Origin of the sequence: Endozoicomonas ascidiicola, assembly GCF_001646945.1 — a bacterium.
GTDB classification, from domain to species: domain Bacteria; phylum Pseudomonadota; class Gammaproteobacteria; order Pseudomonadales; family Endozoicomonadaceae; genus Endozoicomonas; species Endozoicomonas ascidiicola.
The window spans coordinates 37,673-58,096 of the sequence record NZ_LUTV01000003.1; the positions used below are offsets into that span (position 1 = coordinate 37,673).

Genomic DNA, 20,424 nt, shown 5'->3' on the forward strand with positions numbered 1-20,424 from the left:
GGGAGCCAGGTAGGTCGGTAATCCTGCAAGGATTGCCAACAATAAAACCCGCAACCTCCGCGTTGCATTTGATGTAAACGTCGGCAGCCCTCTGGGTTACCGACCTACGAAAATAGCCAACCCGAATAACCGGGGAATACCATTTAAAAGAAACACCGTGGCCTGAAAAACCACAACAATTCAGGATTCATTCGCCCATATGCGTCGTTGGAAGTGCAACAAAAAAATGCTTTTAGCATTTGCTGCGTCTGCTTTCAGCCACACAGCGAATGCCAAAGAACCGATATTTCTGGCAGCCACCAATCCCCCTGCCGGCTTCGAAGAACTGAGTGGCACCCAGCAATCCCTTGTGGATATCTATTTTGGTAACCGCTACCTCACTTCTCAGTTGGTCTCTTTCAGCCCCGGTGTTATTGAACTGGCAAACGCTGCGGAAGTGGTTCGGCTTATTGGCAACCTGAATGATCCTACCTTAATTACCGGCACTCTCTCTGGTGAATTGAACAGTAATGCTGATCAAGTGTGCCTGAGCGAATACGCCACCGGCTGCGGCATACTTACAACACCCGTCGCCGGCGTGATTTTTGATGAATCTCGCTTTCGTATCGATGTATTCATCAACCGTCGTTTCCAGCTCACCCGCGCGGCGGATGTAATGAAATATTTACCACCGTCGGATGCGGGCTTTGCGGTGATGCAAAACTTCTCTGCCGCCGTTTCCGGCTCCAGCGCCGAAGGCAGTGAAAATAGCTACACCCTCAATGGCTTAACCATGTTGGGCTTTAAAGAGAACAGCCTGTATGGCAGCTGGGATTATTCCGACAGCAACCACTTCTCTGTTAACCAGCTTTATGGTCAGCGAGATTTTCAGGGCAAGGAATACAACATTGGTTTGTTATCCACCAGCGGCTTTGGCCTAAACCTGACATCGGATCAGCCCATGGTGGGCTTCCGCATCAACAGTTCTGACAACACCCGGGAAGATTTAGACTTCTCTGGCGGCATGCCCGTAGAAGTATTCCTGCCTACCCGTGGTCGCGTCGAAATCCGCAAAGATGATCGTCTGATCAACAGCGCCTTTTACGAAGCCGGTGCCCAGCAGCTGGATACCAGCAGTTTCCCCAGCGGCGCTTACGATGTTGAAATTCGCATTCTGGACGAAGCCGGTAATGTGCTTTCCACTGAAACTCGCTTCTTTGCCAAACAGAGCCAGATTCCACCGAAAGGCGAATGGCTTTATTTTGCGGAAGCCGGTGAACTGGTCAATCGCACAAGAGAAAAACCTCTGCCAGAACTCACCAGCCAATGGCTTGCAAGAGCCGGTGTTAGCCGACGGGTGACGGATACGGTTGCCGCCACCGGTGCCGTTGCTTTTAATAATGATGAATCATTGTATGAAGTAGGCTTGTATCATTTTGGTTATCGTTATGAAATTTCTCCTTCGTTCATGTTTTCCGATATTGGTACCAAAGGCTTTACCCTGAATAGCCGCCTCTCTCTTGGAGACGTATCGCTGTCAGGAAACTATCGTCGTTTATGGCACGATGAGCCGATCGATAATGAGCTGGATGAAGACGGTAATATTAAATACAGCCTATTCGGTAATGCGTTTGAGCAGCACTCTTTTTCTGCTTCTATGCCATTATTCAATGGTAGCCTGGGGTATCGTTACAGCCTGAACCAGAGCTATAACGACAATAATGAAGAGCAAGACCCAAGCCGCACTAACAGTCTGGATTATCGTCGCACCCTGTTCCGCACCTTTGATTACGATGGCGATGTCACCATCAGCCTGAGTAAATCCGGCGACAATGAAATTGGCACCATCAGCTTTAGTTTCCGCTACCGGGATGACCACTGGAACTTCCGGGCAACACCAAGAGCCGAAGTCAGTAAGAGCGGCGATGTTTCTAACCGCAGTGAACGACTGCGACTCTCTACTTCATGGAACGATGGCGACATTCTTGAGAGTGACCTTCGCTTCGACGCTGGCGTAGAAGGCGGCACCGGTGAAGAGCGAATGGATGGCAGCGTACAGTTTGCCAATCGCTATGGTCGGGCCAGCTTCAGCGCCAGCCATACCAAAACCGAAGAAACCAACACCACCTCTTGGGGCGGCAGCATGAGCACCAGCTTTATCACCGATGGTAATGTTGTCGCTATCGGTGGTGAAGATCGGGCAGAAAGCGCCCTGGTTGTTAATCTGGATGGCCGGGCTGGCGATGTATTTGATGTCATCATAAACGGACAGCGTCGTAGTTATGCGATTGCTGGCTCACCGTCTATTATTGCTCTATCACCTTACGAGCAATATCGCGTCAGCCTGAACCCGGCGGGCGAAACACTCTATAGTTTTGATGAGCGAGAAAAAACGGTTACTCTCTATCCCGGCAACGTCGTCACCCTGGATTACGAAGCAATCCCACTGCAATTGCTGTTTGGTCGACTGCTGTTTAATGGAAAACCATTGGATGGAGCTCGTATCAACGGAGGCCTTTATCCAGGCACCACCGATGATGTCGGTATCTTCCAATTGGAAACCCGCTCCGATGTGGGTAACCTCCAGATCGAGCTGGATAATGGCTGGGTTTGCCCGCTCCCGGTTAAACCCTTAGACAGTGGTTATGTACTGCGGATGGGGAATATTGACCTGGCAAATGCTCAGTGTACGCCGCTACTTGAAGGGCAACTGGCAATCACTAAGCGAGATAAAATTGATGATTAATTGTACGCTCAAGACAGTTTTATGCTCCTTACCGATCAGCGAGATTCGCCCCATCTACTGATATTGAGGGCACTTCTTTCCTGATTGAAACCATTATTTGTAATAACTTTCGTTTAGCTGGAAATAAGCAGTAACAGAGAAGCGAGTGCCTCCCTGCTGAATAATTTACCTAAGTACCCGATCATATGAAATCGAATATTTCTGGCTAAGTGGTTAGTTACTGTGCAAGGCGCATCGGAGTGAGCATAGCCGTAGCTATGTGATCGCAGATGTAACGCCGTACGACTGCATGGATGCAGGAGATAGAGCAACGCAGGAGCAAGTTGCCGAGAGTGGCTGACCACTGAACCAGAAAATATGATTTCATATGGTTGGGTACTTAAAAGCTTAAAGCCGTATAACTTTTCTGCCTGCTTTTTTAGGGCAGCATACAGTGGAGGGCTTTCCCTGTTGGTAGATTTATATACCCAAAAGATTGCTAGTGCAGCCAAGCGTTATAAGACACACACGCTCATCCTGAGCGGAGCCGAAGGATCGAGGCACCACACTTCGACTCCGCTCAGTGTGAACGGTATGAGTATTAACACTTCCCTACACTAGCTGCTCTTCGGCACTCATCAGAAGGCCAAGACACCGGGTACACTTGCAGGTTAACTACGCAGCATCGTTCAACTTAAGTTCCAGCAGATTTGGAAAATTATGCGTGATTTAGTGTTGTTACCGCTAACCAGCCTGCTCAGTAAAAGCTACTGGAAATACCTTACCACCCTCATCTTATGTATAGCCATGGGCGTAAGCGGAGCAGCATGGGGGAAAATAGAAATGATTTCAGCCATCATGGATCCCATCGACCCCGACAACTCAACAAATGATGGCAAGGTAAACGGAAAAGTTCAGCTTACCTTCAAACTCTCAAGAGATAACCATGCATGCGGCAATCAGCCCACCCATTTTCGACTGGGCTTTTCTGATGAAGCTGCTTCAGGAGGCAGCAATGGAACCGAAGGTATTACCGTGTGGCCAAAGGGTAACAACGGGCTTGCTGATTCAATGGGCGCAAATCAAGGTGGGCAAGCATATTATGTAACCGATCTTTCCAGTAATAAGATTAGTTTTAACATTGGCCAATGGGCTGGAAACCAAACACAATGGCCAACTCAGAGCAATAACACGTCCAGTGAAGCATTATTATCGGCTGATTTTGATATCCAGATCTGGCCTGAGTTTTTGGAAAATCAAGGAACTCCTGGCATAAAGACTATTGAGTTTTATATTGTTGGCTGGTTCGGTAACCATAAGTGCAGCTACAATGATTCTATTAAAGTCGAAGGAACTATAAATAATAATGCCAAAGTGAGGGTATCCGGTCTTAAAGATGTTTCATTCACTGAACAGGATCTTATCTCACCAAATATACCGAAAGTGACACAAAATATATGCGTTTATAGCAATACCGGTGCCGCAGCCATAAATTTTGAGGGACTGAACTCTGCACCGGGTGAAGCTTTCCATTTAAGCAATCATGCCGGCCACATTGTGCATTACCAGATATGGCTGAAGCATGACACAGGCACAAGCTGGAGAGGGTCATTAATAAGAACAGAAGGAGAAAAGCCTAATATCTTATTGGATGCTCATAAAACATCGGAAGATTGCAGTGGCAGAAATAATAATCTCTTTACCGTAAGACTACGAACTGATGATATGGGTCCTCTCCCTCCCGGAATTTATAAAGACACAATGACTATCATCGTTTCCCCTAGATAAAAGTCCATATCGGCTCCACTATTTTGCATGCACACCAATAACCGGTATACACTGGTAGACGGTTGTGCAAAGGAATGGAGCTGAGCCTCCGTGCACGAGCCATTTAGTTTACTACCACGGATAAGGTAATTCATATGAACATATTCACCGCCCACCCCTTTTTGCTTTTCACTGCCACCATTGTCAACTCTGTCGATACTTAACAGGCATTCAGCTTAAAACTGAAACAGTAAAAATTCTAATTCGACCTGTAAGCATCCGACCATGAAAACCATAATACTTATGCTTGCTGTACTTGCACTGTCAGGGAATGCCTTAGGGCATAACTCTAAAAGCATTACTATTCAAAGCCCAATTACAACTCCGCCTGTGCCCATAGGAAGTGGGAATGTAGAGTATTCATTTCAATCGACCATCGATTTCAAAAGAATATACGACTATCAATTTGCATTTTCTATTGGGCCAATGACCTCCTGTAGCAGTGATGTTAATAGCCCGGTTCATCAGGCGAATCTAAGAAGTGTCATCCCAGGACAAATCGCTTTTTCAGATAACAGTGGCGACAATAGCTGCCTTAAGAAATTCGATTTTGGTACATGGAGCAATGGCTGTGAGATCACCACACTAAATTATCACAAACAACTGAAACCACGTTTTACTTTTAAAATTAACAGAACCCAGCTCAATAACCTTAACAATGCACAGCTGGGAAAATGGAACAGCTTACATCTGGTGGTAAAAGATAAAAATCAGCAGACGTGTGACTCCGAACCACTCTTTATTGGTTTTGGTGAAGAGGTAAAAGTCAAAATCAGTAAACTAAAAGATCGCATACTGACTACTAATAATAGCGATCTCAGCAGTGCCGTTGAAATGCCATTCTGTGTCTACAAATCCAATGGCGGCACTTACGCCCTTAAAGCAAATGGGCAGCACGACACTGGAAATCAATTTCATTTATCCAATGGACAGGAACTTGCCAGCTACTCCATGTTATTTGAACAATCTGGCAATGTACTGCTACCTGGACAAATGTACACTGCTGAAGGCAGCAATGATGAAAGTTGCAACCTTGGTTATAACGCTAAACTGAAAATCTTTTTAAGTTCATCCCCTGCTTCAGCTGGTGTTTATGAAGATACTGTGACTTTAACGGTTTCAACTGAACCATAAGGACGGCTTTGGAGTGGAGTGGAGTGGAGTGGAGTGGAGTGGAGTGGAGTGGAGTGGAGTGATTCGACCTTTTATAACAAAATAGCAATTAAACTACTTCTTAGTCATCAAAATATACAACGATGAAAATCGTGATTAACATCACGTTTTTTATATGTAAATATACCAGCAATAATAACTATAAGCTGGCATGAAATATTTATATGAAATTCGTCGTATATGAAAATTTTGAGTATTTACGGACATTCAAAAAACTCCTTCTCCTAGCCTCTTTTTTAAGTATCCAAAACGTACAGGCATTTTTTCAATTTGGTCAGGACAATTATCAGGCTATTACTGCTCCCTGGGTAAATGGGGATATGGTGATCACTATTCCTTTATCATTTCAGTCCTGCTATGGCTTGGCACCGAGCGGCTGGTTTGGTTGCACATGGTATGATCAGGAAGAGAATTATTTCCTTCAAGGCGATAGCTATACTCTGACGCGACAGGAGAATGATCTTCAGCCCAGTACCAACCTGATATTTGGCGAGGTATTATTTAACCAGGGCAGCAATCATAATATCCAGATAACCCGTCAGGAAACCAGTGCCCTCAATCCTGGCGACTATCGCCCTGTTGACGCTGAAATCAGGTTTACAATCTTTCAACAAGATATGGAATCCGCACTACCCGGCACTTATCGTTCAAAATTCACACTCACCGGAGCTGAGCGTGATGGCGCTCAATCCTTCACCGACAACACTACGTTCACCTTTGACGTTAATGTACCTGAGCGAATAAAAATTAGCGGGCTAGATTCCATTACGCTGACAAGCTCCAACGTTTATGCTGAAAGACTCACAAGTACACCGATGCACTTCTGTGTTTTCTCCCAAGGGGGGAGCCAGTTCCAATTAAAGGCACAGGGTGCCAATAATCCAAGTACTTATAGCCTGAAACAAGGCAGTAGCTCGATCAGCTATGAGCTCCAACTGAATCATCGAAGTAATACGAACAACATTGTCTCTCTTCCGCCGGGGAATTACACTGGCGCTTGGAATGGCTCAATAAGTCAAAGCTGTGAAAGTGAGGGTGGACGAAATATGTCGTTAACCGTTCATGTTCCTGCCGGACAAAGCACAAACGCCGGCGTTTATTCTGACTCTGTCACTCTCACAGTCATGGCCATATAAATAAAATAATATATCAAGCTGAGGTGTTGAGCTGTGACGTATCGACTGTCTCTCTTTGCAATCCTCTGGATTACCTTTAGCACAATAGCTTATGCCGATAGCGACTGTAATAAAGCGGACGCAGACTGCGATAGCAGAGGAAAATCGGCAATAAAAATCAAGCGCCTGTTCAATATCAACTTGGGAAAATGGGGCGGCACAGAAATTACCAGCGGTGAAACTGAAGCCGCTATGGATGGACGACGATTTTGTATCATTGCCTACACAGAGCGTAATCCCCGTGATCTGGATGATTATGAAATACGGTTCTCCCAAGCCTCGCCGGTGACTGCTGAAAATGACTACTTCCTGGCCAACGGCTCAGGCACTCAGCTGCCTATTACATTGACAATTTCCGCAGCTGAAGGCGATGCTCATCAAAATGAAGTTAACAACTTCGACCTTGCCAATACGCCATTACGCATCGAAACAGACAACAAGAACAATAGACTTTATAGAAACTGCAAAAACAATGAGTTCGTCATCCACGCCAGCGTTAAACGCACTGATATCTTTTCCAGTGCAACGACAGATACTTTCAACGGAAGCTTCACCCTGACAGCTCAGCGCACAACCGGCCCCCTTTTAACAGCATCGGTGACGTTTAACATTGCGCTGGAATTTATACCCGTCGTACAAATATCTGGCCTTCAGGATATGACCATTACTCATGTCAGCGGAGACAATGCTCAGGCAGAGCAAAAATTTTGTGTTTTCGGTTTTGGGACTACTAAATTCAAAATTCGGGGTGAAAGTAGTAACGGATCAGGTCAATTCTTACTATCAAACGGCAATAACGACATCCCATACGTGCTCTCTATTGGCTCAGGGAAAAGCAATGGTAATGGTAGCCTTACCTCGTTGATAGAAAGCGGTGACTACATTGCTAATGACTCATGGAAGGCATCGAACACGCTTCTTTGCGATAGCGGTAATAGCGACAATATGCGATTAAGGGTATCTATTTCAGACTCAAACATTGAAGGCAAGCCTGCAGGCTTATACAAAGATACCGCTTATTTGATTGTTGCACCTATTTGATATCTCGACTGCCTTAGCTTTATGAGCTCAGGCAGTCACTGGTCATGAGGCGGCAACTTCTGGCTTTGTTGCCCTGTCTTTTCTCAATGTCACCATCGTGAACAGAGAAGCGGTCACAAACATCAGCAGGCTATAAACACTTGGCCCAACAGACATTGGCGCGCTTTCCAGAATAGTCACTGTGACCAACAGAGCTAATGTGCCGTTCTGCAAGCCCACTTCAAGGCAGATAGTGCGAACCTGCTGGTCATTATCCACCAGCCATTTACCCACCAGATAACCCAACACCATGGTAAGCACATTCAACGACAGTGCAGCAATACCCGCTTGAGCCAGATAATCAACAACACTCTCTCCCAGTTCAAACGCAATACTGACAATCATCAACCCCAGCAAAGCTGCTGAGAATTTGTTCACGTAAGGCTCAGCTTTATCAGCAAAATTCTCCCACTGCACACGAATGCCCATGCCAATCAAAATAGGAATCACCGAGATCGCCATCAATTTGATCCAGGTTTCCAGAACCGGTAATTCAAACTGAGAGTCTGCGCCCGCATAGTGATAAATAGCCCAGTTGCCCAACAACGGAATGGTAAAGGTGGTGACAAACCCGGCAATCACCGTCAGTGAAATTGAAAGACCAACGTCAGCTTTTGCCAGAAGACTGTAGAGGTTAGAGGTGGTTCCGCCTGGACATAACGCCAGAATAAACAAACCAATCGCCACTTCACCGGTTAGCCCGGTAAGGTCAATGATGACAATCGCCACTAAAGGTAGAAGCAACATCTGGCAGACAATCCCGACCAGAAACGCTTTTGGCTGCATGAAAACGCGGGTGAAATCTTTAGAGGTGAGGCTTAGCCCAACGCCGATCATGATGAGAATAAGAGCAACGGGTAGCCCTATCCCAACGAGTGCCTGATACATGGGTGAAATCCTTGTTTTACTTTGTTATTTTTCTTTGTTTTGTGATTCTGCAGCCTTTCAGCCAATAACACAATGGTGAATTTCTTTCGGATAAAGAAGTGAGAAATGGGTAGGTATATTTTAATCGGGAGGGATATCTGCACTTTGCCAACACCTTTGTTGGATCAAAATGCCATAAGAAAGCCCGAAGTATTCACTAACACTTCGGGCTTTCTTATGGCCTGCTTTATCCGGTTTATTCTGGTGACTGGTGGGCAACGAGCTAAGGGAAGTGGCATTTAAGAAAATACCAGCACCCCGTCATTCTCGCGAAGGCGGGAATCCACAACGACAGTGAATCTCCGCCTTCGCGGAGATGACGATGGTATGATCTTCCCTTCCACTTTCCTATGGATACCCTGATTCTTTTTTCGCAACTCTCGCCTCTATAACTCTTGACGAGAATCGTGACCCTATTCGCAATGCACTCTTGAATCTACGTCACAGCTTTTTGTCAGAGAGCAATCTAACACCGAACAACACAGCTCAGGTAAGTAGTTGGCCATTTGGAATCGAATATTTCTGTCTTGTTGACCAGGTTCTCTGCAAGGCGCAACGGTGGGAGCATAGCGAGCTATGTGACCAGAGTTGCAACGCAGTCAGAGGGCCTGATCAATGAGTCAGAAAATATGATTTCAGGTGGTTAACTACTTATATCAGGCGCCATTGAAGACCTTGTTTGGTGCGTGTTTTGATTATGGAATAAACAAGGATAATCGGAATTTTAAGTTTATTTTTCCCAAAGATCCAAGAATAGAGGGAAGTGCCATCATTCAACACGATGTTACTGAGTTCATTAATGAGCTTATGGATGTGTTGCAGATCAAAGAAAACTATACTGGCTCCATTCTCTCAACAGCGACAATGCATCATATATCCGCTGGAGATGATGTGAATGTTTCAACACCAGTAGGTTCGCCAGATATCGATCATATTTTTAAAATTTCACTTTAAAAAGGGCAGTACCTTTCCCTTCAGGAGCTCATTAATGATGAACAAAATAATCGTGCTGAGCTCGATATGGGAGATAACATACCGCCCCCTGAGCGCTGGAAAGACGCAAACTATCAAAAAGGAAATTATAAGGCTCTGGAGTCCTGGATTGCGGGGAGGGGGATTGACTCACTGAAATGCGAGACTTAAAATCAACTCTTTGTGGATACAAAAACGTTTAATACCTTGCCGATTCTGCTTAAGTCCTATGCAGCAGGTATCGGAGGCACTGAAGGTCAATCAAGAAAACTGGTTCCAGAAACAGAGGCTCTTAAAGCACAACTCGACCGGCCATTAACCATTTCTGTGATTGATAAAGAGTTGGGACAAGAAAAAAAAATCACACTGCGTTTAAAAAGTGTTTGTTTGCACATTGGTGGTGAGTCAGATGGTAGACATTATACTGCAGCTGTCAATCATGCAAAAATTGACGAAAAAGATCAGTGGTGGCTTCATGATGACAGCAGTGTAAGCACAATTGGTCAGCTGTCGACAGTGCGTGGACAACCTTATCTGTTATTCTATGAGAAGGTTAGTGAATAACATTTTTACAGTTCATAGCTGTTAGTCAGCACATTCCCCAGATGACTCTCTTCCCATCATCCCTGATAATTCAGGGATGAAAGAAACATATATTGTCCCCGATTGCCATGACCTCCTAACTGAGCTTTATCGTGACGATCATATTGTCGTGGTAAACAAGCCGTCAGGCTTACTCAGTGTGCCAGGGAAACCGCCAAATGACCGTGACAGCGCCTTGTCGCGGCTTCAGAAAATCAATCCTGAAACGCGAGTCGTTCACCGTCTGGACATGTCCACATCGGGTTTAATGGTGTTTGCTCTGAATATTGAAAGTCATCGAGCGCTCAGTATTCAATTTCAGAACCGCGAAGTAGAAAAAGAATACATCGCCGATGTATGGGGAAAGCTGGCATCTCAAGAAGGCAGTGTGGATCTTCCACTTCGTTGTGACTGGCCAAATCGGCCAAAACAGATGGTGGATTTTGAGTTGGGTAAACCATCACTAACGCACTTCCATTTTCTGGAAAGTAAAAGTGATGATATCCATCGGGTTTTGCTAAAACCGATTACCGGGAGGTCTCACCAGCTCAGAGTGCATATGGCTGAAATTGGACACCCAATCATTGGGTGCGAGTTTTATGCGCACCCTGCAGCAAGATATGCCAGTGAAAGATTGCACTTACACGCTAGCCGTCTTTTGGTTTATCACCCATCGACACGTGAGAGGATGAGCTTTGTTGCGCAGGTGTCGTTTTAGGGGAGGCTATTTTGTTTGAGCCTCCCGAGGTATGAGATGCTATGGAGGCGCTTTCCTCACTATCTTTTTCTCTTGGTTTGTGTAGGCAAGAAAATAGATTAGAGAATTCCTCAAACTTTTTCTTGGGCAGCTTTTCTGTTTCATTAATCAAAGTTTGAGAGCCACCAAAGGACGTACTCTCGTTATCTTTTATTGCCGGAGCTATAGAGTCAGAGGAGCTATGAGGCGAGTGAGTCGGCGTTGGTATATTTGCTTCATACTTTGATGTGCTAGAAGAAGGAATTTCTTTTACAAGTTCTTGTAACTCAAATTCACGTTCAGGCGGCGCTTCTTTTACCTTGTATGAGCTTTTAAATGGGTTGCAGAGGTGCAAGAAAGAGGTCTTTTTAGGTGTCTTTTCTGATGTGGAGTTTTTAGGTGTATCTAGGCGATTATCGTCACTAGCTACTGATGCCCTTGACGATAAGTGAGTTTGAGTAGAATTGCCATTTAAGCTGTGACTATCAGGCTCTCTATTGTGTTTTTTGGGATTGTTAAAGAAGTTTTCGATATCTGCAGGTTTGCAGTCTCTACGAAAAATACAATAGTAGGCGACGCCTCCAATAACGCAACCAACAACCGCACCAACAGGCACGCCAACGGCAGCCCCTGCAGCAGTTGTCAGGGCAAAGGCTGTAACTCCAGCTGGAGCTGCACTGAGTATGGCGATACCCACAGTTTTGGCAACATCTCTGCCGCTCACTCTTCCTTTACAACATTGATCTTCAGAAGATTTTGGCGCTAAGCCAGGTAGAGAGTCAGAGGAGTTGCTAGCATTAGGAACAGGGGATGGTAGTGACATTTGGGCAACCTATAAAGCAATAAACTCAATGATATAGTGAGGATATAAAGTGCTTTTCGCCCATCTCTGACAGGAAACTTGGCGAGCAAGTTCCCTGTTTTTCTCAAAAGATTTTATTCAACGCCTTGGCTACGAAGATAGTCGTCGTATGTTCCATGGAAATCCACAACACCAGAGTCGTTTATCTCGATGATGCGAGTTGCCAATGACGATACAAACTGACGATCGTGAGAAACAAACATCAGCGTGCCCGGATAGTTTTCCAATGCAAGGTTGAGAGATTCGATGGATTCCATATCCATGTGGTTAGTCGGCTCATCCATCAGCAGAATATTTGGACGCTGTTGTATAAGCTTGCCAAATAACATACGACCCTGTTCACCACCGGAAATCACCTTTACGGATTTTTTCAGATCACTTTGTGAAAACAACATCCGACCGAGTACGCCACGAATTACCTGCTCATCGTCGCCTTCGTTCATCCACTGGCTCATCCAGGCGAACAGATTCATATCCAATTCAAAGTCAGAACTGTGATTCTGCGCGTAGTAACCAATGTTGGCGTTTTCTGACCACTGGAACTCACCGGAACGTGGCGCCATTTTACCCGCCAGCGTGTGCAGCAACGTTGTTTTACCGATACCGTTCTGACCGATAATGGCAATACGTTCGCCCACTTCCACCATCAGGTTGACGTTTTTGAACAGGTCATCTTCATAACCCTGGCTCATCTTCTCGACGACCAGCGCATTCCGGAACAGTTTCTTTTCCTGCTCAAAGCGGATGAACGGGTTCTGGCGGCTGGAAGGTTTGATTTCAGCCAGCTGAATTTTGTCGATCTGCTTGGCGCGGGAAGTCGCCTGTCGTGCCTTGGAAGCGTTGGCAGAGAAACGGCTGACGAATGACTGCAGTTCGGCAATTTGCGCTTTCTTACGAGCGTTGTCAGCCTGCATGCGCTCACGCACCTGAGTCGCCGCCGTCATGTACTCATCGTAGTTACCCGGCATGATTTGCAGCTTGCCGTAGTCCAGATCCGCCATGTGCGTACACACACTGTTCAGGAAGTGACGGTCGTGGGAAATGATGATCATGGTGCAATCGCGCTGCTTGAGAATATCTTCCAGCCAGCGGATAGCGTTGATGTCCAGGTTGTTGGTCGGTTCGTCCAGCAACATAATGTCTGGATCAGCAAACAGAACCTGAGCCAGCAACACGCGCAGTTTCCAGCCCGGAGCAACCGCGCTCATCAGGCCGTAATGCTGTTCGATAGGAATATCCAGGCCCAGCAGCAGTTCACCGGCACGAGCTTCGGCGGAATAACCGTCCATTTCACCGAACTGAACTTCCAGATCCGCAACGCGCATGCCTTCTTCTTCAGTCATATCGGCTTTGGCATAAATGGCGTCGCGTTCTGCTTTCACTTTCCACAGTTCAGCGTGACCCATAATGACCGTGTCGATAACGGTGTATTCTTCGTAAGCCCACTGATCCTGACTCAGCTTCGCCATGCGCTCGTTGGAGTCTTTATTGACGTTACCGGAAGACGCTTCCAATTCGCCGCCCAGAATCTTCATAAAGGTTGATTTACCACAACCATTGGCACCAATAAGTCCGTAACGGTTGCCTTCGCCAAACTTGACGGAGATATCCTCAAAGAGGGGTTTGTCACCGAACTGCATGGTGATATTAGCTGTTGAAATCAATTTGGTGTCCTGTGCTGAGTATTTTAAAAGTAAAGCGGCGCAGACTACCTTGGCTACGGCCTCCAGCCAATAGGTAATTGGCTTTTTCTTTATGCTATTTTAGAAATGATTGTCCGGAAATCACTATCGACCAGCTTTGCAAAAATATCAATTCAGTGTGAAAGAGCTGTAGACCTGATATTGATTATCATCCGGATCGGGTTACACTGCGGATTTATTGTACAGCATCTAACCTAATGCCGATTCAGCTGTGTTGCCCTATTTGTCATGAAAGCCTCGCCACTACGCCTTCTGGTGTTTGTTGCCCTGGTAGCCATCAATTTGATCGCGCCCGTCAGGGGTATCTGAATCTCTTACCCAGTCATAAAAAGAAAAGTAAGCAGCCGGGTGATGATAACGACATGGTGGCAGCTCGCGCCCGGTTTTTAAGCAAAGGGCATTATCAGCCGGTTGTGAATAAATTGGTTGAACTCATTCACCATGTTGGTGGTCATGTTGGTGGTGAGAAAATTCGAATTCTTGATGCCGGATGTGGGGAAGGATTCTACACCGCGGAAATTCAACAGAAGGTGTCAGGCAGCGATGTGTGTGGCGTTGATATTTCCAAGCCCGCTATTTTATCGGCCTGTCGTCGCAGTAAAGATATTGAGTGGCTGGTGGCCAGTGTCAGTCAGCTACCTCTTATGGGTAATCAGTTTGATGTAATCATCTCAGTGTTCTCCCGAACCGACTGGCAAGAGTTTGCCCGGCTGCTGAAACCTGGTGGGCATGTTTTGATGGTGACGCCTGGTCAGCACCATTTGCTGGCACTCAGGCAGCTAATTTATCAGGATGTCCGACCCTACCCGGAAGATAAACGGGTGCAGGATTTACCTGAAAACCTGTCGTTGGTGAACAGTGAAGAGGTTAAAGAATGCATGGTGCTGGAAGGCGCAGAAACCATTATGGATCTGCTCACTATGACGCCCCATTACTGGCATGTAAAACCAGAGCAGAAAGAGAAGCTCGAGCAGCTGACAAGTCTCGAATGTGAGCTGGAGATGCGTGTTTCGGTTTTACAAAAGAGGTGACTGTTCGAGTCACCTTTAATCATTTTTCTAAAGAGCAATCAGTGAGACTGCTTAAGCCTTTTAGCATAAAGGATCGTGTTGTACCCGGCGGTGGCAATGCTATTGCCGGCAACAAAAAAGAAAAGAACAAGAATGACATTCAGTACAGAGAAGTCGGTTAGCAGCCCGGTTAAGCGAACAAACCCTTCAAAAAAGAACAGGTAGATACCAAAGACGTAAGGTATATGACTGAGAAGCCCTGACATCAGACGTCTTGCGCCTTTGTCCAGCCCGGTCATGATCCCAATAGAAAGCAATGAGCCCGCCAGTAAAACGATGGGAGCAACACTACTGCCATTAAGAGTCAGTTGAATAATCGCAAGTGCTAGAACAACTGCCAGTAAAACATCTGATTTAAGTGCCAGCAGCGCAAACAGATCGCGTTCACTTTTTACGGCACTGCTGATAATGGCATGAGACATGATACACCCCCTATCCAGAGCCCCTATCCAGAGTAGGCTGAGGCCATGGCTCAGTTATATCACCAGTAAAGATGCGTAAAGTTGATGTAAGGCAGTATTTTTACCTGGTGAGTCTTTCTTTACATTTCTGCCGGAGCCTCAAACTAATGCTCAGGTTCATCACATCTGAGAAGTGTCGCAAAAGCCCTGGTTCCCATGCTTTTATGCCCTTTGGGTATTGCGTGGGAATCCATATGTCTATCTCTTTGAAAATTAAGGGGGTATGCATTCCCACGCGGAGCATGGGAACGAGGTTCCCAAGGGTTTGCAACAGCCTCCTGAGAAAGATAAAAGTTGGGCTCTTATTACCAAAAAACAGTTTTTTAATAAAAAATAGTCTAAAAATCAGCAAGCTAAGGGGGTAGGCAAAGTCTGGGAGTTACTGAATAATGCGCTTATATTCAGCAGAGATAATCGCTCGCCACATTCAAGTGGAACTAAAGTAGTATGTTTGTGATCTTAACCTCCAGTTGCTGTTATTCTGAAATGGCTTCTTTATAAAGGCCTTCAGGGCTTTTCGCGTAAAAAACCAGTCTTAATTTAACCGATAAAACATCAAAAACAGGGAATAAGCACCATGTCTTTAGCTGTGCTGGTCAATATTTCGATTATGGTAGGGCTGCTCTACGTCCTCTACCACTTCCAGAAAAAATACATGCCGTTTACCCGGCGGGTTTTCATTGCTCTGGGCATGGGCGTTGCCTACGGCGCCTGCCTTCAGGTCTTTTATGGTTTCCCCTCTGAAACCCTGACGGAGTCCATCGGTTGGTTCAACATCATTGGCAATGGTTATGTTGGCCTGCTGAAAATGATTGTGGTGCCATTGGTGATGGTGTCGGTGATCTCCGCCATATTAAAACTTAAAGGTGCTGGCGCTCTTGGGCGAATCAGTGGCTGGATTCTGGCGCTGTTGATGATCACGGTTTCTATTGCCGCCGTCATCGGTATCGTTGCTGCGCTCGGCTTTGGTTTGAGTGCCGAAGCGATTACCACCGGTGCCAGAGAAGCGGCGCGAGGTGAACAGCTTCTGACAACTGTCGCCCGTGTAGAGAACCTGTCTATCCCGGGTATGCTGGTCAGCCTGATCCCTGCAAACCCATTCCTTGATATGACCGGTGCGCGCAGCACTTCGATTATTGGTGTGGTCATTTTCTCCGCGTTTATTGGTGTTGCCGTGCTTGGCCTGCATCGAAAGGAAGCAGTGATCGCTGGAAAATTTGAGAGCTTTGTTGAAGTTGCACATGCCATTGTCATGCGCATGGTGACGCTGGTTTTACGACTGACGCCGTTTGGCATCCTTGCGTTGATGACCAAAGTCGTCGCGGGCAGTAACATCTCTGACATTCTGCAACTGATCCAATTTGTTATTGCTTCATATACTGCGCTGATCGCCGTTTTCGTCGTGCATCTGATTATGGTCACCATGGTCGGTGCCAGCCCGGTGCAGTTTATTCGCAAGATTCTGCCGGCCCTGACTTTTGCATTTACCTCCCGAAGCAGTGCGGGCACGATGCCATTGACTATTCAGACACTAACCCAGCGTTTAGGTGTCTCTGAAGGTGTTTCCAACTTTGCCGCTTCATTCGGCACGACAATTGGTCAGAATGGCTGTGCCGGTATTTATCCTGCCATGTTGGCGGTGATGATTGCGCCAACGGTGGGTGTGGATCCAACCAGTTTCAGCTTTATTGGTACTTTGATTGTCACCATTGCCATTGGTTCATTCGGTGTTGCTGGTGTTGGCGGTGGTGCTACCTTTGCGGCGCTGATCGTTCTATCTGCCCTTGGCCTTCCTGTTGAACTGGCTGGCTTGCTGATTTCCATCGAACCTCTGATTGATATGGGTCGTACCGCAGTCAACGTCAGTGGTGCCATTACCACCGGTTTTGTGGGTGGTCGTGCCATGGGTGAGGTGAATATGGACACATTCAACAGTAACGATTCCCCTGAACTGGATATGGATACCGTCTCCTGATGTCTGCCCTCAATCAATCCGGCGATTCTGATAGCTCTGAAAAGACCAGAATCGTCATCATCGGTGGCGAGGCAGCGGGCATGAGTGCCGCTGCCAAAGCTCGCCGTGCGGCTAAAAATGCAACGATTGTCGTTTTTGAACAATCGGATGTTATTTCCTTCGGTGCCTGTGGTTTGCCTTACTATGTGGGCGACTTTTTTTCCGATGCTAAAGAGATGTCGGAATTCACCCCGGAGCAGTTCGCTGCCCGGGGAGTGGATGTTCGCATACGACATCAGGTTCTTAATATCGATACAGACCAGCAAGTGGTTCACGCCAGAAATCTGGAAACCGGTGAAACCGTTCAACAATCCTATGATCAATTGATGATTGCCACGGGCGCTGAACCCATTGTTCCACCGGTTACCGGGCTTGCTGAGTTGTTGAACAATAACCGAACCTTCTGCGTTAAAACCATGAATGATGGTTTGCGATTGAAGGAAGTCATTTCCAGCCCGGAAATCAAAGACGTTGTTGTTATCGGTGCTGGCTACATCGGCCTGGAAATGGCGGAAGCGTTGATTAGGCAGAAGAAAACAGTACGCCTCATCGAAAATGCACCTCTGCCTCTGGCTGCCACATTTGATAGCGAAGTGGCTGAGTTGGTAATGGGTGCGTTGACTGCTGATGGCATGCAATGTCACTGGCAAGAATTAGTTCAGGCCGTTTCAGAAACCGGTGATAAACGACTGCAGATAAGTACTGACAAAGGTGACTATTCTGCAGACTTGATTGTGCTCTGTACCGGTGTGAAACCTAACACTCGTTTCATTCAAAGTCTCGATCTGGAATTTATGCCCAATGGCGCCATTGTTACCGACAGTCAGGGCAGAACACGAATCCCCAATATCTTTGCTGCGGGTGATTGCGCTACCGTGGTTCACGGTCAGCTTAAGAAACCCGTGTGGATTCCTCTGGCAACCTACGCCAATAAAATGGGCCGCCTGATTGGTGAAGTGATGGCAGGTTCTGATAAAGCATTCCCGGGCGCTTACGGTGCAGCTTGTGTCAAAGTGCTTGGTCTCGAAGCGGGTAGAGTGGGCCTGAGTGAGAAAGAAGCGCTGGAAGCGAATCTCGATTATCAGACAGTGGTCATTAAGGATAAAGATCACACTAGCTATTATCCGGGTCAGTCAGACATTCTGGTGAAGCTGGTGTACGAGACAGGCAGTAAAAAACTGCTGGGCGGTCAGATTGCCGGTGGTCGTGGTGCTGTGCTGCGAGTGGATGCCATCGCGGCAGCCATCAAAGGTGGGTTGACCACTGATGATCTGGGCATGATGGATTTTTGCTACGCGCCACCATTTTCCCGTACTTGGGATGTACTCAACGTGGCAGGGAATGTAGCCCGATAAATTAAGTGCTTTTGAAAACCCGTAGTGGCCTGTTGCTGAAGAAGCATTGATCTGAATCAATATTCATTCATATTGAAATATCAGAAAATGTGCGTATAAACCGCAACAGGCTTACGGTGATGACTAAAAATAATACAGCATTTAAACGACACTCCCCTGGGGCGCTGTATTGGCTCTCTCTTTTTGCCGGACCATTGGTTCTACTGCTCACTATTGTGCTGCCAGCACCGGAAGGTATGGAAACCCATGCCTGGTATATGGTTGGCGTAGCGACCATGATGGCGATCTGGTGGGTCTCCGAAGTGGTGCCGATTCCGGTGACTTCTCTACTGCCCATACTGCTTATTCCATTGCTGGGTATTGCCAGCATTAAACAAGTGACTGCTCCTTACGCTCACCCAATGATCTACCTGTTCTTTGGTGGTTTTATGCTGGGTATGGCGATGGAGCGCTGGAATCTGCATAAACGAATAGCGTTGCATATTATGTTACGCACCGGTGTTCGGCCGGATCGCCAGATTGCTGGCTTTATGATTGCTACTGCATTTCTGAGCATGTGGGTATCCAACACCGCAACCAGTGTAATGATGTTGCCGATCGGTATTTCTGTCGCATCTATGGTCACAGGTAGTGATGAAAAAGAGAATACTGACTTCAGCAAAGCGCTGCTGTTAGCAATTGCATACAGTGCCAGTATTGGCGGCTTGGCGACGTTGATTGGTACGCCGCCTAACGCGCTGTTGGCGGCCTTCCTATCCGAGAACTACAACATGGAAGTGGGCTTTGCCCAATGGATGATGGTGGGTTTACCCATGAGCTTGCTCATGCTGGTGGTTGCCTGGTTCTGGTTGACGCGTTTTGGTTTTAAGCTCTCAAAAGAAGAAAACCCGGAAGCACGAAACATCATCAGTAAGCAGCTGAAAGATCTTGGTGCCATGAGCCGGGGCGAGAAAACCGTTGCCATTATTTTTACGGTGACAGCCCTTTGCTGGATTTTCCGACCATTCCTGAAAGACTACATTCCCGGCCTATCTGACACGATCATTGCCATCGCCGCGACCATCAGCTTGTTTGTGATTCCGGTGAAACATGATGAGCGCGTTTATGTTATGTCCTGGGAAAAAGCCCGGGAAATTCCCTGGGGCGTATTGATGCTTTTCGGTGGTGGTTTAACGCTGGCAGCCCAAATCAAAAGCACCGGGCTGGCAACGTGGGTGGCGGATGCCATGAGTATCGCCAATGGCATGCCGGTACTGTTGGTCGTGGCGTTTGTGGTGACGGTTATTACCTTCCTCACCGAGCTGACCAGCAATACGGCAACTGCCGCAGGCTTTCTGCCACTGATGGGTGCCCTGGGTGTTACCTTGGGTATTGATCCGGTTCTGTTGGCGGCACCGGCTGCACTGGCTTGTAGCTTTGCGTTTATGATGCCCGTGGCAACACCGCCAAACGCTGTCGTCTTTGGTTCTGGCAAATTGGCCATTACCGATATGATGAAAGCGGGCTTTGCCCTGAACATTATGGGTGTTTTGTTAGTAACCTTTGTGGGTTACTTCTTGATTGGCGCTTTTCTGCTTTAAAAAAAGCCCATCAGAAATCTGATGGGCTTTTCTTTTTTAGGTTAGGAGGGCGTCGCAAAACTCCAGAAACCTCGTTCCCATGCTCCGCGTGGGAATGCATACCTACGCGATGTTCGACTTTTAAACTGACCTGAAAAAGGCATGACTGACCTACTTTTCTGCTATTAAAAACAGTGGATACAAAGGAGGAAACCAGCCATGCC

At 46.8% G+C, this 20,424-nt stretch carries 18 protein-coding genes; 13 read left to right on the top strand and 5 right to left on the bottom strand.

Annotated features, from left to right (window positions below; all coding sequences use genetic code 11):
• Nucleotides 1-226: 226 nt before the first annotated feature.
• The 5 genes from AKL11_RS07655 (at nt 227) to AKL11_RS07675 (ending at nt 7,920) form a co-directional block, all read left to right on the top strand.
• Complete coding sequence (locus tag AKL11_RS07655) at nt 227-2,725, top strand: TcfC E-set like domain-containing protein (protein ID WP_172807257.1); 2,499 nt, start codon at nt 227-229, stop codon at nt 2,723-2,725.
• Nucleotides 2,726-3,424: 699 nt separating this feature from the next.
• The gene (locus AKL11_RS07660; protein ID WP_067516130.1) at nt 3,425-4,492 is read left to right on the top strand and encodes a hypothetical protein; all 1,068 of its coding nucleotides are present in this window, start codon (nt 3,425-3,427) and stop codon (nt 4,490-4,492) included.
• A 264-nt stretch (nt 4,493-4,756) separates the two neighbouring features.
• A complete protein-coding gene (locus tag AKL11_RS07665) occupies nt 4,757-5,665 on the top strand; it encodes a hypothetical protein (RefSeq protein WP_157673462.1) in 909 nt (302 codons plus the stop codon).
• A gap of 203 nt (nt 5,666-5,868) precedes the next feature.
• Nucleotides 5,869-6,840, top strand: a complete 972-nt coding sequence (locus AKL11_RS07670; RefSeq protein WP_067516134.1) for a Csu type fimbrial protein — start codon at nt 5,869-5,871, stop codon at nt 6,838-6,840.
• Between the two features lie 33 nt (nt 6,841-6,873).
• A complete protein-coding gene (locus AKL11_RS07675; RefSeq protein WP_067516137.1) occupies nt 6,874-7,920 on the top strand; it encodes a hypothetical protein in 1,047 nt (348 codons plus the stop codon).
• A 42-nt stretch (nt 7,921-7,962) separates the two neighbouring features.
• Here the strand turns inward: AKL11_RS07675 and AKL11_RS07680 are convergent, their stop codons facing one another.
• The gene (locus AKL11_RS07680) at nt 7,963-8,847 is read right to left on the bottom strand and encodes a bile acid:sodium symporter family protein (RefSeq protein ID WP_067516139.1); all 885 of its coding nucleotides are present in this window, start codon (nt 8,845-8,847) and stop codon (nt 7,963-7,965) included.
• A gap of 105 nt (nt 8,848-8,952) precedes the next feature.
• Here AKL11_RS07680 and AKL11_RS25070 point away from each other — a divergent pair, with 105 nt between their 5' ends.
• The 4 genes from AKL11_RS25070 (at nt 8,953) to AKL11_RS07695 (ending at nt 11,158) form a co-directional block, all read left to right on the top strand.
• On the top strand, nt 8,953-9,129 hold the full coding sequence (locus AKL11_RS25070) for a hypothetical protein (RefSeq protein ID WP_157673463.1): 177 nt from the start codon (nt 8,953-8,955) through the stop codon (nt 9,127-9,129).
• Between the two features lie 396 nt (nt 9,130-9,525).
• Nucleotides 9,526-9,840 carry a hypothetical protein gene (locus AKL11_RS07685; protein WP_067516141.1) on the top strand — a complete coding sequence of 105 codons (315 nt, stop codon included), beginning with the start codon at nt 9,526-9,528 and terminating at the stop codon, nt 9,838-9,840.
• 201 nt (nt 9,841-10,041) lie between these two features.
• Entirely contained in the window at nt 10,042-10,422 is a 381-nt protein-coding gene (locus tag AKL11_RS07690) for a ubiquitin carboxyl-terminal hydrolase (protein ID WP_067516143.1), read from the top strand.
• Between the two features lie 76 nt (nt 10,423-10,498).
• Complete coding sequence (locus tag AKL11_RS07695) at nt 10,499-11,158, top strand: pseudouridine synthase (RefSeq protein WP_067516144.1); 660 nt, start codon at nt 10,499-10,501, stop codon at nt 11,156-11,158.
• On the opposite strand, the gene AKL11_RS25075 is transcribed toward AKL11_RS07695, so the two are convergent.
• Nucleotides 11,088-11,999: a hypothetical protein gene (locus AKL11_RS25075; protein ID WP_157673464.1), complete on the bottom strand. Its 912-nt coding sequence runs from the start codon at nt 11,997-11,999 to the stop codon at nt 11,088-11,090. The two genes, AKL11_RS07695 and AKL11_RS25075, sit on opposite strands and share 71 nt — an antisense overlap.
• 113 nt (nt 12,000-12,112) lie before the next feature.
• Nucleotides 12,113-13,702 (bottom strand): ABC-F family ATPase, encoded by a 1,590-nt coding sequence (locus AKL11_RS07705; protein WP_067516147.1) that lies wholly within the window; start codon nt 13,700-13,702, stop codon nt 12,113-12,115.
• A gap of 236 nt (nt 13,703-13,938) precedes the next feature.
• Between AKL11_RS07705 and AKL11_RS07710 the strand changes: the two genes are divergently transcribed.
• Nucleotides 13,939-14,772 (top strand): putative RNA methyltransferase, encoded by an 834-nt coding sequence (locus AKL11_RS07710; protein WP_067516149.1) that lies wholly within the window; start codon nt 13,939-13,941, stop codon nt 14,770-14,772.
• A 38-nt stretch (nt 14,773-14,810) separates the two neighbouring features.
• Here the strand turns inward: AKL11_RS07710 and AKL11_RS07715 are convergent, their stop codons facing one another.
• Nucleotides 14,811-15,233 carry a hypothetical protein gene (locus AKL11_RS07715; protein ID WP_067516151.1) on the bottom strand — a complete coding sequence of 141 codons (423 nt, stop codon included), beginning with the start codon at nt 15,231-15,233 and terminating at the stop codon, nt 14,811-14,813.
• A gap of 616 nt (nt 15,234-15,849) precedes the next feature.
• On the opposite strand from AKL11_RS07715, the gene AKL11_RS07725 reads away from it, so the two are divergent.
• The 3 genes from AKL11_RS07725 to AKL11_RS07735 all read left to right on the top strand — a co-directional run bounded on the left by AKL11_RS07725 (nt 15,850) and on the right by AKL11_RS07735 (nt 20,221).
• The gene (locus tag AKL11_RS07725) at nt 15,850-17,247 is read left to right on the top strand and encodes an L-cystine transporter (protein WP_067516155.1); all 1,398 of its coding nucleotides are present in this window, start codon (nt 15,850-15,852) and stop codon (nt 17,245-17,247) included.
• Entirely contained in the window at nt 17,247-18,641 is a 1,395-nt protein-coding gene (locus AKL11_RS07730; RefSeq protein ID WP_067516157.1) for a CoA-disulfide reductase, read from the top strand. Before AKL11_RS07725 ends, AKL11_RS07730 begins: the two co-directional genes overlap by 1 nt.
• 119 nt (nt 18,642-18,760) lie before the next feature.
• A complete protein-coding gene (locus AKL11_RS07735) occupies nt 18,761-20,221 on the top strand; it encodes an SLC13 family permease (RefSeq protein WP_067516159.1) in 1,461 nt (486 codons plus the stop codon).
• 10 nt (nt 20,222-20,231) lie between these two features.
• Here AKL11_RS07735 and AKL11_RS25895 read toward each other — a convergent pair.
• The coding region (locus AKL11_RS25895) for a hypothetical protein (protein WP_216636778.1) at nt 20,232-20,424 on the bottom strand (193 nt) is incomplete at its 5' end.

Coding starts and splice junctions, on each gene's coding strand:
- AKL11_RS07670 (WP_067516134.1), top strand. CDS start 5,869: ATGAAATTCGTCGTATATGAAAATTTTGAGTATTTACGGACATTCAAA.
- AKL11_RS07655 (WP_172807257.1), top strand. CDS start 227: ATGCTTTTAGCATTTGCTGCGTCTGCTTTCAGCCACACAGCGAATGCC.
- AKL11_RS07710 (WP_067516149.1), top strand. CDS start 13,939: ATGCCGATTCAGCTGTGTTGCCCTATTTGTCATGAAAGCCTCGCCACT.
- AKL11_RS07725 (WP_067516155.1), top strand. CDS start 15,850: ATGTCTTTAGCTGTGCTGGTCAATATTTCGATTATGGTAGGGCTGCTC.
- AKL11_RS25075 (WP_157673464.1), bottom strand. CDS start 11,999: ATGTCACTACCATCCCCTGTTCCTAATGCTAGCAACTCCTCTGACTCT.
- AKL11_RS07680 (WP_067516139.1), bottom strand. CDS start 8,847: ATGTATCAGGCACTCGTTGGGATAGGGCTACCCGTTGCTCTTATTCTC.
- AKL11_RS07730 (WP_067516157.1), top strand. CDS start 17,247: ATGTCTGCCCTCAATCAATCCGGCGATTCTGATAGCTCTGAAAAGACC.
- AKL11_RS07735 (WP_067516159.1), top strand. CDS start 18,761: ATGACTAAAAATAATACAGCATTTAAACGACACTCCCCTGGGGCGCTG.
- AKL11_RS07660 (WP_067516130.1), top strand. CDS start 3,425: ATGCGTGATTTAGTGTTGTTACCGCTAACCAGCCTGCTCAGTAAAAGC.
- AKL11_RS07695 (WP_067516144.1), top strand. CDS start 10,499: ATGAAAGAAACATATATTGTCCCCGATTGCCATGACCTCCTAACTGAG.
- AKL11_RS25070 (WP_157673463.1), top strand. CDS start 8,953: ATGGGTAGGTATATTTTAATCGGGAGGGATATCTGCACTTTGCCAACA.
- AKL11_RS07715 (WP_067516151.1), bottom strand. CDS start 15,233: ATGTCTCATGCCATTATCAGCAGTGCCGTAAAAAGTGAACGCGATCTG.
- AKL11_RS07665 (WP_157673462.1), top strand. CDS start 4,757: ATGAAAACCATAATACTTATGCTTGCTGTACTTGCACTGTCAGGGAAT.